The following is a 12,587-nucleotide window of genomic DNA, read 5'->3' as shown; positions in this document are numbered from 1 at the left end:
ACATGGCCATCGACAATCTCTACGATGCCGGCATCGCCGCCGGCTGGAAAGTGCTCGACGCGGGCACCTTTACCGCCCCGCGCACGCTCGACGCCGACGTCGTCATCGTCGGCAGCGGCGCGGGCGGCGGCATCAGTGCCGAGGCGCTCAGCCGCGCCGGCCTGCGCGTGGTGCTGCTGGAAGAAGGCACGCTGCGCACCTCGGACAGCTTCCGCGACATGGACGAGAACCGCGCCTACCGCGAGCTGTACCAGGAGGCCGCGGCGCGCACCACCGCCGACGGCGCCATTGCCATCCTGCAGGGCCGCGCGGTCGGCGGCAGCACCACGGTCAACTGGTCGTCCAGCTTCCGCACGCCGCCGCAGACGCTGGCGCACTGGGCCACGCACCACGCCGTCACCGGCCACAGCGAGGCCGAGATGGCACCGTGGTTCCAGAAAGTGGAAGAGCGCCTGGGCATCGCACCTTGGGCGATGGCGCCCAACCCCAACAACGACGTGCTCAGGCGCGGTTGCGAGACGCTGGGCTGGGAATGGCATGTGATCCCGCGCAACGTGAAGGGCTGCTGGAACTCGGGCTATTGCGGCTTTGGCTGCCCGGTCAACGCCAAGCAATCGATGCTGGTGTCGACCATTCCCGCCGCGCTGGCCAGCGGCGCCACGCTGGTGCACCGCGTGCGGGTGCGCACGCTGGACCACGACGGCCAGCGCGTGCGCTCGGTCACCGGCGAGGCGCTGGGCGCCGACGGGTATACGACCACCGGGATCGCCGTGGTCGTGCGCGCGCGGCACGTGGTCGCCGCCGGCGGCGCCATCAACACGCCGGCATTGCTGCTGCGCTCGCGCGTACCGGACCCGCATCAGCGGCTGGGGATACGAACGTTTATCCATCCGGTGAATATCAGCATCGCCAAGATGCCGGAGCGCATTGATCCTTATTATGGCGCGCCGCAATCGGTCGCCTCCGACCACTTCCAGTGGCAGCACGGCGCGACCGGGCCGATGGGCTACAAGCTGGAGGTCCCGCCGATGTTCCCCGGCATCAGCGCGGGCGTGGTCAACGGCGTGGGCGAGGCGCTGCGCCGCGACATGGCACAGCTGCCGCATACCAATGCCATGCTGGCGCTGCTGCGCGACGGCTTCGTGCCGGAAAGCCCGGGCGGCAGGGTGCGCCTGGCCTCCGACGGCAGCCCGCTGCTGGACTACGCCATGACCGACTATGCCTGGGACGGCGTACGGCGCGCGTGGCTGAGCATGGCGCAGGCGCAGTTCGCCGCCGGCGCCGAACGCGTGCGGCCCGCGCACCTCGACGCCGCCGAGTACCGCAGCTGGCCCGAAGCGCGCGAAGCCATCGCGCGGCTGCCGCTCAAGCCGTTCCGCAGCGCTCTGTTCACCGCGCACCTGATGGGCGGCTGCGGCATGAGCGACGACCCGCGCGGCGGCGTGGTCGACAGCCGCGGCCGCCATCACCAGCTGGCCAACCTGTCGGTGTTCGACGGCTCGGTGTTCCCGACCAGCGTGGGCGCGAATCCGCAATTGTCGGTGTTCGCGCTGAGCGCGCAGAACGCCGACGCGCTGGCGCAAAACCTCACGTCATGATGCATTCGCGCGAGACCGGCACGACCTGGTCTGGCTGTGCGGGCATGCGGCCAGCATGCCCGCTGCATCGCGCGTCGGACCATGCCGTGCGATGGCCCACACAACACCGGTTTTTAGAATGTCCATTCCAATTCAGCGCTTGTGAAACGCCCGAAGCCGTGGATAGGCTTCGTACAGCTGTTTCAAGCATCCGTATGCCGCCAGAGCAGGGAGCGAACAGCGCAGCAAATTGCACAGGGGTTTATCGCGGTACAGAAGAGAGAAGCGCCCCCATGAAGACCGGCAAAAGCTCGGCAGGAGACACCAAGGCCCGGATTCTCGACGCCACGGAAAAGCTGTTCACCGAGGTCGGCTACGAAGCCACCTCCCTCAGGCAGGTCACCTCGCGCGCCATCGTCAACCTGGCCGCCGTGAACTACCACTTCCGCAGCAAGGACATCATGATGCACGCCGTGCTGAGCCGGCGCCTGGACCCGCTCAACGCGCGGCGCCTGGCGCTGCTCGACGCGTGCGAAGCGCGCTGGCCCGGCCACGCCATCCGCTGCGAGCACGTGATGGGCGCGCTGTTCGTGCCCGCGCTGCAGATGGCGCGCGACCCGTCGGTGGGCGGGCCGTCGTTCCTGCGGCTGCTGGGGCGCGTGTATTCGGATACCTCTCCGTTTATCAAGCAATACCTGCTGGAGCACTACGCGCCGGTGTACGGCCGTTTCTTCGATGCCTTCGCGCGCGCCATCCCGGCGCTGCCGCGGCACGAGCTGGGCTGGCGCCTGCAGTTCGCGCTCAAGGCACTGGCGGGCGTGCTCGCCGGCGAGGAACTGACCAGCCTGCTGCCCGCCTTCACGCAAGGCCGGCAGATGAGCGATGCGCACGTGCTGGCCCAGCTCACCGCGATGGTCGAGGCCGTGCTCAACGTGGCGCAGCCCGGCGCGGACCAGCTCTCGGCGCTGCAGTCGGTGTTCGAGCTGGGCGAGGCGCAGCAGCACGGCGGGCAGCACGCCGGCAGCCCCGCCGATGACCCGGATGCCAGCGTGGCCGCGATCGCGGCCACCATGGACGAGGTGGCCAGCCATGCCGCCGCCGCCCTTGGCAAGGCCCGCACCGGCGCACGCACCGTGCGCAATGCGGGCACCAAGCGTGCCGCCGTGACCAGCGTGCCGGTGCGCGCGCGCGAGCACACCGTGAGCTTTCCCAGCAACCCGCTGGATGACTGGATGCGAATGCGCAGCCGGACCTAGCCGCGCGCGCCACTGCCGGTTACCGCCGGCATGGCGCCGCCGCGCTCACGCAACCTGAACCGTCGATCCACCCAGCGGGGCCGCGCCGCGGCCCTGTGGACCCCGTGCGCCCACCAGCGCTGCGGTGACCCTGTTCGCTTTGCCCGTCTTGAGGAGGAAGCTGCCGTGTCAATCCATCCGCCGATCCGACCATCCGATCGACCATCCAACCGACCCTCGAACACGCTGCGCCGCCTTGCCGCCATCACCGGCGCCGTCATCGGCCTGCTGGCCGCGCCGCTGGCGTATCCGCCCGTGGCCATGGCCCAGCCGGCCAGCGCTGCCGCCGCCACCGGCACGGCCTATGACGGCCTGCCGTCGGCACAGCAGGCCGCGTTGTTCTCGCGCCAGGTCTCCAGCGGCGAGCTCGCGCGCCTGTCCGACGCGCAGGTGCTGGCCGTGTTCCAGGCGCTGCAGCCCGATGCGCTGCTGAAATGGGCACGCGCCGAGATGAACCGCTATCCCGAATACGAGTACTGGATGTCGCGCCAGGAGCGGCTCAACGGCCAGTGGCAGGAACAGCCCGCCAAGATGCAGATCCGCTACCGCCATGCGCCGCGCCAGCTCTATGCCAGGTGGCTGCCCGGCGGCTCCCAGGCGGGCCAGGAAATCCTGTATGACGAGACCCGCCGCAAGGACGAGATGTACGGCCACCTGGGCGGCGTGCTGGGCTTTACCTCGATGTGGATCGCACTGGACGGCTCGCTGGCGCGTTCGCAGTCCAACCATACCGTGCGCGACCTGGGCTTCCAGTACGTGCTGTCGATGCTCGAGCGTGACGCGAAATCGCTGCGCGCCGCCGGGCTGTCCGAGAAATACGGCAAGGCCGAGATCGTGCAGGAGCAGGGCGTGCGCATGGTGGCACTGACCTGGGACTTGCCGGCCGGCGCGCCGCAGTACTACGCCAAGCGCGTGCAGCTGATGCTGGACCTGAAGCATCCGTATATCCGCGTGGAAACCGCGTGGGATGCCGACGGCAACATGGTCGAGAAGATCGTGTTCGACAAGCTGGTGCGCAAGACCTTCGAGGCCGCGGCGTTCGACCCGGCCAATCCCGAGTATCGCTTCTGACGCGGCACGCGCCGCGCGCGGCCGCGCCCGTTTGGAACGGCCGCTCTATTGACGCTGAAACCCGCGCGCGGCGACAGTCGCCGCTCACGACAGGATCCGGACGCAGAGCCGGACCACCGATCCGGCAACAGGGGTCGCAGGAAAATCAGGAGACAGGCAATGACCATGTCGAGGTTGTGGCGCAGCACTTTGGTGGTGACAGGGGTGAGCGTGGCCGCGGCGCTGGCCGGCTGCGGTGGTGGCGGCGGCGACGAGGACACGCCGCGCGCCGGCACGCAGGCGCCGCCGCAATGCGCGGACACGGGCACGTGCCCGGCGCAGGGGCCGGTCACCATCGGTGGCCCGCCCGGATCGCTGTGCCCGGCGGCGCTGGACTACGGCACCACCTTCACCGGCGGCTCCGGCGCGGGCGAGCTGGTCAGGCTGCGCTTCGATACCGCGGCGCGCACCTACCAGCTGGAAATCATCGAGTCGCCGGTGCCGAAGCAGCCCGGCAGCGTCAGCCCGACGCGCGCGGGCGTGACCTTCACCGGCACCTTCGCCAACCTGACCTCGCTGCCCACCGCCGAGCAGAACCGCTGCGCGGTGGCGTTGCAGACCGCTACGGCATCGGACGGCGTCTCGCAGGCGAATATCGACAGCGCCAAACCGCCGGTGATCTTCCTCGGCAACGGTGTCGCCGGCGGCGGGATTCCGGGTGCCACCATTTCCTATCCGGGCGTGCTCGGACTCGGCGCGATCCCGGCCACCACCTTCCCGTTCTACCCGGTGCTGGCGTTTGCGCAGACCGAGACCGATTTCAGCAGGGTGGCCGGCACCTACAACCTGCTGGGCTACCACCAGGTGCCGTCCGGCGGCGCGCTGACCGCCCAAAGCCATTTCACGCCCGCCACCGCGCAGACCACCGAGACGCTCAACGCCGACGGCAGCTGCACCACGGCAAGCGGCAGCTGCCGCAGCACCGGCAACAGCTGGAAGCTGCGCAGCGCCGACGGCGCCTTCGAAAGCAGCAATGCCGACGGCAGCCGCCGCTATCCGTCGTTCCACAACCAGGCCATCACCAGCAACAACGCCAGCCGCGCCAAGGGGCTGATGGTGGTGGGCAAGCTCGACGGCGCGCTGGTGCCGCTGCTGGTGCGCACCGGCTATGCGCAGATCTCGCTGCTGCCGCTGACGGTCAATGTCGACGATGAATCGGGGCTCGCGCTGATGGCGCCTGCCACCACCGTCGCCAGCGGCCGGCTCGACGGCGGCTATATCGGCTCGGGCAGCGACTTTGCCTACACCGCGTCGCTGATCAAGGGCGCGCGCGTGGACCTGCTCGACCCGATGACGATGAACCAGACCGGCGGCTTCCAGCTCGATTTCACGCAGGCCGCGACGGGCATGGTGACCACCACCGACAACAGCGGCACCACCGGCGCGCTGATCGCCAGCGGCCGCGTGTTCAGCCATTTGTCCGGCACCGGCGGCACCAGCTCGACCTTCCGCGTGGGCGTGCTCGCGGCACCCTGATCGCAGCGCAGAGAAAACAACGAGGAGACCAAGCCATGCAGCCCCATCAAATTGTCCTGCCGCGCCCATCGACCGTACCGGCGCGCGCACTGGCCGCGGCCGCCACCGCCATGCTTGCCGCCTGCGGCGGTGGCGGCGGCGGCGACGACGCCCCGGCCACGCCGGCGGCCGCGCAGACGCGGCTGTGTCCGGCCGCGCTGGACTACAACACCACCTTCACCGGCGGCACCGGCTCGGGCGAGCTGGTCAAGGTGCAGATCGACACCACCCGCATGACCTGGCAGGTGACCTTCCTGGACTCATCGGTGCCGCGCCAGACCGGCACCGTGCAGCCCACCCGCAGCGATCCCACCAACGGCCTGAACGTGATGCGCGGCACGCTCAAGGCCGAGACCGGCCTGCCCACCGAGAAGCTGAACCAGTGCGCGTTCGAGCTGAGCGGCGCCAGCCTCGATCCCGCCCGCCCGGCCAAGCTCTTCGTCGGCGAAGGCGTGGCGGGCGGCACCATCCCGGGCGCGCGCATCCAGTTCAACGGCGTGCTCGGCGCCGGCGCGGTGCCCGATACCACCTTCCCGTACTTCCAGTTCATCGGCTTCGCGCAGACCGAGACCGACCTGGCGAAGATCGCCGGGCAATACAACGGCACCGGCTTCCACGAGGTGCCGTCCAAGCAGTTCCAATTGGTGGCACAGGACTACCGCATGGCGCTCGCCGCCGACGGCTCGTTCACGGTCTGCGACAACGCCACCGGCACGTGCGAGCGCAAGGGCGACAACTTCGTGCCGCAGCCCAGCGGCGCGCTGCTGTCGACCCGCTACAAGGCCGAGAGCCAGCCGCCCACGCTGGGCAGCACGCTGGGCAAGGCCTACCTGATCGTGGGCAAGCTGCGCGGCCAGCTGGTGCCGATCATGATCCGCGTGGGCTATGCCAATGACTCGCTCGCCAATGGGCCCCTGGGCGCCGACGACGAGATCGGCATCGGCATGATGGCCCCCGCCGTGGCGGTCACCGAGGGCACGGTCAATGGCGAATACGTCGGCGTCGACAGCAACTTCAACTACCGCGTGACGGCGCTGGTGGGCGCCGCCGCGACCATGATGGATCCGTTCCGGCCGTCCGATGCGTCGCTGGCGATCCCCTACCGGCTGGACTTCGCGCAGCAGGTGCCGGGCGTGGTCCGCACCTCGCGCCGCGAGGCGCCCGCCGGCTCGGCGCCGACCGGCAAGCTGATGTTCACCGGCGGCGTGTTCGGCTTCCTGGAGCAGCGCGACAGCGGCCCGTACTTCACCGTCGGCGCCTTCGTGCAATAAGCCGGCCCAGGCCCGGGGCCATCGCAGCCCCGGCGCCCTCCATCGATGCATCACCAGTGACTTCACTGCCCGGGGATACAACATGAAGACCTTGCATCTGACGCTCGCGCTGGTGCTGGCCGCGCTGGCCAGCATCGCCGTGCCTGCCCATGCCCAGAAGAAGGGCGACAACGTGGTCTCGGCCGGCTGGTTCCATATCCGGACCCATGGCCAGAGCGATCCGCTCACCACCTCGCTGCTGGACGTGCCGATCAACTACCCGCTCGGGCTGCCGTCGACCTTCACCGCGCCAGGCAGCAGCATCTCGTCGTCCAACGCCAATACGCTGGGGCTGACCTTCAGCCACTTCGTCACCGACCATATCGCCATCACCGCGGTGGGCGGCATCCCGCCCGAGTTCAAGCTCTATGGCCATGGCGAGCTGATCCCGCCCGGCCCGGCCGGCGCGCTCGGCCGCCAGAGCCTGGGCGACCCGGCGCTGAACCCGATCATCACCAAGGCGCGCCAGTGGAGCCCGGCGGCGATGGTGCAGTACCACTTCCTGGAACCGGGCACGCGCTTCCGGCCGTTCCTGGGGCTCGGGGTCTCGTACAACTTCTTTACCAACATCGAAGTCAACCCGGCCTTCGCCAGCTCGGTCAACAACAACCTCGGCGCCATCCTGGCGGCGGGCGCAGGCATTCCGGGGCCGACCTCGGTCAGCGCCGATGCCTCGTCGTCGTGGGCGCCGGTCTTCAATATCGGCGGCACCTACAACTTCGACGAGCACTGGGGACTGACGGCGGCGATCACCTACATCCCGCTGAAGACCACCTCGACGATGACGATCAAGGCGGCCAACGGCACGGTGCTGTCGACGTCGAAGACCAAGCTGGAGCCGAATCCGCTGGTGTTTTTTGTGGCGGCTTCGTACAAGTTTTGAGGGCTGCGGCGTCTGTCATTTGCTGAGGCGCGCTCCCTCTCCCGCTTGCGGGAGAGGGTTGGGGAGAGGGCGGGAACCTCCACGAAGTGCAGGCCGTCGCAATTGCCAGCGCCTGCCCTCTCCCCCGGCCCCTCTCCCGCAAGCGGGAGAGGGGAGCAAACCCGCGAAAAAAAACGACGCGCCAGGGCGCGTCGTTTTTCGTTAAGGCAACCGTTAAGGCAAGGACTTACTGCGTCGCCGTCCCCTGCTGCGCCGGCGCCTGCTGCGCCACCGCACTGCTCTCCTGCAAGCCGCCGCCCAGCGACCGGTACAAATCGATCGCATTGTTCAGCCGCAGCTGCCGGGCCTGCACCAGCGCCTGTTCCGCGGTGAACAGCTGGCGCTGCGCATCGAGTTCGTCCAGGTAGCTGGCCACGCCGCTGCGGAAGCGCAGGCGCGACAGCTCGTAGCGGGCGGCCTCGGCATTGCGCGCCTGTTCCTGGCCCGCGACCTGGTCTTCCAGCGTGCCGCGCGCCACCAGTGCGTCCGCCACTTCCGCGAAGGCCGTCTGGATGGTCTTCTCGTAGTTGGCGATCTGGATGTTCTTGCGCACGTTGGCCAGGTCCAGGTTGGACAGGTTGCGGCCGAAGTCGAAGATCGGCAGCACCAGCTGCGGCGCGAACGACCAGGCGCGCGTGCCGGCATCGAACAGCCCGGAGAACGTCGGGCTGATGGTGCCGCCGCTGGCGGTCAGCGTGACGCGCGGAAAGAACGCCGCGCGCGCCGCGCCGATATTGGCGTTGGCCGACAGCAGCTGCTGCTCGGCCTGGCGGATGTCGGGACGCTGCTCGAGCAGGTCCGACGGCAGCCCCGGCGGAATATCGCTGATGATGCGCTCGTCCGACAGGCGCATCGGCTCGGGCAGGTTCTCGATGGTGCCGATGGGCTTGCCCACCAGCACTTCGAGCGCGTTATGCGCCTGCGCGCGCTGGCGTGCCAGCTGCGCCGCGGCGACGCGTGCCTGCGCCACCAGCGACTCGTTGTCGCGCAGGTCCAGCGCCGAGGTGGCGCCGGCCTCGAAGCGCTGCTTGGCCAGCCCGTAGGTGCTTTCGCGCGCCTTCAGGGAGTCGCGCGCCAGCTCGTACTGCTCGGCGTAGGCGCGCTCGGCCAGGTAGGCCTTGGCGACTTCCGAGACCAGCGAGATATGCGCCGAGCGGCGCGCCTCTTCGGTGGCGAAATACTGCGCCAGCGCGGCATTGGACAGGCTGCGCACGCGCCCGAAGAAATCGAGCTCGTACGACGAGATGCCCAGGCCGACCTGGTACACCTCGGTCACGCCCGGCTGCCCGAGCACCGTCGCCGCTTCGGCGGCGGTGGTGCGGGCCCGGGTGTAGCCGCCGTTGACGTTCACCGTGGGCAGCAGGTCGGCGCGCTGCACCTGGTACAGCGCGCGCGCTTCCTCGATGCGCAGCGCCGCGGTGCGCAGGTCGCGGTTGTTTTCCAGCGAGGTCGCGATCAGCGCCTGCAGGCGCGGGTCGCGGAAGAACTCGCGCCAGCCGATGTCGGCGGCGCGGCGGGTTTCGCCGCTCTTCACCTCGGCCGTGGCATAGCCTTCGGGCGCCGTCGGGAAGCTGTCTGCCACCGGCGGGGCAGGGCGGTCATAGTGGGGCGCCAGCGTGCACCCCGTCAGAACGCCGGCCACCAGCAGCAGTGTGGTCAGAGTCTTGGTCATGTTCAGATTTCCTCTTGGGGGTCGTGCCACTTCTGGTCCAGCATGCGCTGGCGAGCACTGCCCTTGAAGCGCTTGCGCACCACGACGAAGAAGACCGGCACCAGGAAGATCGCCAGCACCGTGGCCGTGATCATCCCGCCCATCACGCCGGTACCGATGGCGCGCTGGCTGCCCGAGCCCGCGCCGGTGGCGATCGCCAGCGGCAGCACGCCCAGGATGAACGCCATCGACGTCATCAGGATCGGGCGGAAGCGCAGGTGCACCGCTTCCAGCGTGGCTTCGATCAGGCCCTTGCCTTGCGCCTGCAGGTCCTTGGCGAATTCCACGATCAGGATGGCGTTCTTCGCCGACAGGCCGATGGTGGCGATCAGGCCCACCTTGAAGTACACATCGTTGGGCATGCCGCGCAGCGTCACGCCCAGCAGCGCGCCGAGCACGCCCAGCGGCACCACCAGCAGCACCGAGAACGGGATCGACCAGCTTTCATACAGCGCGGCCAGGCACAGGAACACGATGATCAGCGACAGCGTGTACAGGATCGGTTCCTGCGAGCCGGCCAGGCGTTCCTCGTACGACTGTCCGGACCACTCGAAGCCGAAGCCCGGCGGCAGCTTGGCGAAGTTCTCCTCCATCACGCGCATGGCTTCGCCGGTACTGCGGCCCGGCGCGGCCTGGCCCGCCAGCTTCACCGCCGGCATGCCGTTGTAGCGCTCCAGGCGCGGCGAGCCCATCACCCACTTCGAGGTCGCGAACGCCGCGAACGCCACCATGTCGCCGTTGCTGTTGCGCACGCGCAGCTTGGTCAGGTCGTCCGGCAGCCGGCGGTCGGCGCCTTCGGCCTGCACGATCACCTTGCGCACGCGGCCTTCGTAGATGAAGTCGTTGACGTAGTTGGAGCCGAAGGCGATCGACAGCGTCGAGTTGATGCTCGCCACCGAGACGCCGAGCGCCTTGGCCTTCTCGCGGTCGATGTCGATCTGCAGCTGCGGCGCGTCTTCCTGGCCTTCCGGACGCACGCCCATCAGCACCGGGCTCTGCGCGGCCATGCCGAGCATCATGTTGCGCGCTTCCATCAGCTTGGCGTGGCCCTGGCCGGTGCGGTCCTGCAGGCGGAAGTCAAAGCCCGAGGAGTTGCCCAGCTCGGAAATCGCCGGCGGATTGAGCGGGAAGATGATCGCGTCCTTGATGAACGAGAGCGCGCCGAAGGCACGGCCGACCAGCGCCTGCGCGGTCTCGCCCTCGCCGGTGCGTTCCTTCCAGTCCTTCAGGCGCACGAACGCGATACCGCCGTTCTGGCCGCGGCCGAAGAAGGAGAAGCCCGCCACCGTGATCATCTGGTCCACCACCTTGCTTTCCTTCTGCAGGTAGTAGTCCTCGATCTGCTTGAGCACGCCGATGGTACGGTCCTGGGTCGCGCCGTTGGGCAGCTGCACCACGGTGATCATGTAGCCCTGGTCTTCATCGGGCAGGAACGACGACGGCAGGCGCTTGAACAGCACCACCACGCCGGCGATGATCAGCGCGTAGATGATCAGGTAGCGGCCGGTGCGCTTGAGGATGCGCGCGACCACGCCCTGGTAGCCGGTCGAGGCCGTGGCGAAGGTGCGGTTGAACCAGCCGAAGAAACCCTTCTTCTCATGGTGATGGCCCGCTTCCACCGGCTTGAGCATGGTCGCGCACAGCGCCGGGGTCAGCGTCAGCGCCAGCAGCGCCGAGAACGCCATCGAGGCGATCAGCGACAGCGAGAACTGGCGGTAGATGTTGCCCACCGAGCCCGAGAAGAACGCCATCGGGATGAACACCGCGGTCAGCACCAGCGTGATGCCGACGATGGCGCCGGTGATCTGGCCCATGGCCTTGCGTGTGGCTTCACGTGGCGACAGGCCTTCCTCGCTCATGATCCGCTCGACGTTCTCGACCACCACGATGGCATCGTCGACCAGGATACCGATCGCCAGCACCATGCCGAACATGGTCAGCACGTTGATCGAGAAGCCGAATGCCAGCAGCGCGCCGAAGGTGCCCAGCAGCGCGATCGGCACCACCAGCGTCGGGATCAGCGTGGCGCGGAAGTTCTGCAGGAACAGGTACATCACCAGGAACACCAGCACCACGGCTTCGAGCAGGGTCTTGATCACTTCCTCGATCGAGATCTTGACGAAGGCCGAGGTGTCGTACGGCACCGAGTACTCGTAGTCTCCCGGGAAGTTCTTCGACAGCTCTTCCATCTTGGCGCGCACCGCGGTGGCGGTGGCGAGCGCGTTGCCGGTCGGGGCCAGCTTGATGGCGATGGCCGCCGACGGCTTGCCGTTGGTGCGGGCCTGGGTCGAGTAGTCGGCACCGCCCAGTTCCACGCGGCCGACGTCCTTGATGCGCACCGACGACCCGTCCGGGTTGGTGCGCAGCAGGATGTTGCCGAACTGCTCGGGCGTGGTCAGCCGGCTTTCGGTGGTGACGGTGGCATTGAGTTCGGTGCCCTTGGGCGACGGCGTGCCGCCCAGCTCGCCCACGGCGACCTGGATGTTCTGCTCGCCGACCGCGGCCGTGACGTCGGTCGGGGTCAGGTTGAAGCCGGTCAGCTTGGCCGGGTCCAGCCAGATCCGCATGGCGTACTCGGTGCCGAACAGGTCGGCCTGGCCCACGCCGGGCACGCGCCGGATCGAGTCGATCACCTGCGCCGAGACGTAGTTGCCGAGCTGGATCGCGCTGGCCGTGCCGGACTTGGACGACACCGTCAGGAACATCATGTAGTTGTTCCCGGCCTTGTCGACGCGCACGCCCTGCTGGCGCACCTCCGCCGGCAGGCGCGCTTCCACGCGCTTGAGGCGGTTCTGCACCTCGACCGAGTTCAGGTCGACGTTCGAGCCCGGCGCAAAGGCGATGGTGATGCTGGCCAGGCCGGACGACTCGCTGGTGGAGCTGTAGTAGAGCAGGTTGGGGGCGCCGTTAAGCTCCTGCTCGATCACCGAAGTGACGGAATCCTCCAGCGTCTTGGCCGACGCACCCGGATAGGTGGCGGTGACCGAGATCGTCGGCGGGGCGATGTTCGGATATTGCGCGATCGGCAGTTGCAGGATCGACAATATGCCGCCCAGCACGATGATCAGCGCGAGCACCCACGCGAACACCGGCCGGTCGATAAAAAACTTGGCCATAAGACTGGCTCCCTTTTTGTCTAGCCCTGTG

Annotated in this window: 8 protein-coding genes; 6 read left to right on the top strand and 2 right to left on the bottom strand. The window is 68.5% G+C overall.

Translation table 11 applies throughout. The features are described 5' to 3' along the window. The first annotated feature begins 2 nt into the window (after positions 1 to 2). From CBM2588_RS01165 to CBM2588_RS01140, 6 genes are all read left to right on the top strand, one after another. The gene (locus CBM2588_RS01165) at positions 3 to 1,598 is read left to right on the top strand and encodes a GMC family oxidoreductase (RefSeq protein WP_115679005.1); all 1,596 of its coding nucleotides are present in this window, start codon (positions 3 to 5) and stop codon (positions 1,596 to 1,598) included. A gap of 272 nt (positions 1,599 to 1,870) precedes the next feature. Next, the gene (locus CBM2588_RS01160) at positions 1,871 to 2,833 is read left to right on the top strand and encodes a TetR/AcrR family transcriptional regulator (protein WP_115679004.1); all 963 of its coding nucleotides are present in this window, start codon (positions 1,871 to 1,873) and stop codon (positions 2,831 to 2,833) included. A gap of 225 nt (positions 2,834 to 3,058) precedes the next feature. Continuing rightward, a complete protein-coding gene (locus CBM2588_RS01155) occupies positions 3,059 to 3,943 on the top strand; it encodes a DUF1571 domain-containing protein (RefSeq protein WP_115681350.1) in 885 nt (294 codons plus the stop codon). A gap of 159 nt (positions 3,944 to 4,102) precedes the next feature. Next, the gene (locus CBM2588_RS01150) at positions 4,103 to 5,458 is read left to right on the top strand and encodes a DUF2957 domain-containing protein (protein ID WP_115679003.1); all 1,356 of its coding nucleotides are present in this window, start codon (positions 4,103 to 4,105) and stop codon (positions 5,456 to 5,458) included. 35 nt (positions 5,459 to 5,493) lie between these two features. After that, complete coding sequence (locus CBM2588_RS01145; RefSeq protein WP_115679002.1) at positions 5,494 to 6,768, top strand: DUF2957 domain-containing protein; 1,275 nt, start codon at positions 5,494 to 5,496, stop codon at positions 6,766 to 6,768. Positions 6,769 to 6,850: 82 nt separating this feature from the next. Further along, positions 6,851 to 7,690, top strand: a complete 840-nt coding sequence (locus tag CBM2588_RS01140) for an OmpW/AlkL family protein (protein ID WP_115679001.1) — start codon at positions 6,851 to 6,853, stop codon at positions 7,688 to 7,690. Positions 7,691 to 7,916: 226 nt separating this feature from the next. Here CBM2588_RS01140 and CBM2588_RS01135 read toward each other — a convergent pair whose 3' ends face one another. Both CBM2588_RS01135 and CBM2588_RS01130 read right to left on the bottom strand, forming a co-directional pair. After that, the gene (locus tag CBM2588_RS01135; RefSeq protein WP_115679000.1) at positions 7,917 to 9,401 is read right to left on the bottom strand and encodes an efflux transporter outer membrane subunit; all 1,485 of its coding nucleotides are present in this window, start codon (positions 9,399 to 9,401) and stop codon (positions 7,917 to 7,919) included. A gap of 2 nt (positions 9,402 to 9,403) precedes the next feature. Continuing rightward, entirely contained in the window at positions 9,404 to 12,556 is a 3,153-nt protein-coding gene (locus CBM2588_RS01130) for an efflux RND transporter permease subunit (protein WP_111520647.1), read from the bottom strand. Positions 12,557 to 12,587: the final 31 nt, after the last annotated feature.

It is taken from the genome of Cupriavidus taiwanensis, assembly GCF_900250075.1.
In the GTDB taxonomy this organism is placed as follows: domain Bacteria; phylum Pseudomonadota; class Gammaproteobacteria; order Burkholderiales; family Burkholderiaceae; genus Cupriavidus; species Cupriavidus taiwanensis_C.
The sequence above is the reverse complement of the archived record's forward strand: the minus strand, read 5'-3'. Positions and strand labels throughout refer to the sequence as shown.

Excerpts from the sequence above, each read along its gene's own strand:
- CBM2588_RS01165 (WP_115679005.1), top strand. The coding sequence starts at position 3 with ATGGCCATCGACAATCTCTACGATGCCGGCATCGCCGCCGGCTGGAAA.
- CBM2588_RS01160 (WP_115679004.1), top strand. The coding sequence starts at position 1,871 with ATGAAGACCGGCAAAAGCTCGGCAGGAGACACCAAGGCCCGGATTCTC.
- CBM2588_RS01150 (WP_115679003.1), top strand. The coding sequence starts at position 4,103 with ATGACCATGTCGAGGTTGTGGCGCAGCACTTTGGTGGTGACAGGGGTG.
- CBM2588_RS01145 (WP_115679002.1), top strand. The coding sequence starts at position 5,494 with ATGCAGCCCCATCAAATTGTCCTGCCGCGCCCATCGACCGTACCGGCG.
- CBM2588_RS01140 (WP_115679001.1), top strand. The coding sequence starts at position 6,851 with ATGAAGACCTTGCATCTGACGCTCGCGCTGGTGCTGGCCGCGCTGGCC.
- CBM2588_RS01135 (WP_115679000.1), bottom strand. The coding sequence starts at position 9,401 with ATGACCAAGACTCTGACCACACTGCTGCTGGTGGCCGGCGTTCTGACG.
- CBM2588_RS01130 (WP_111520647.1), bottom strand. The coding sequence starts at position 12,556 with ATGGCCAAGTTTTTTATCGACCGGCCGGTGTTCGCGTGGGTGCTCGCG.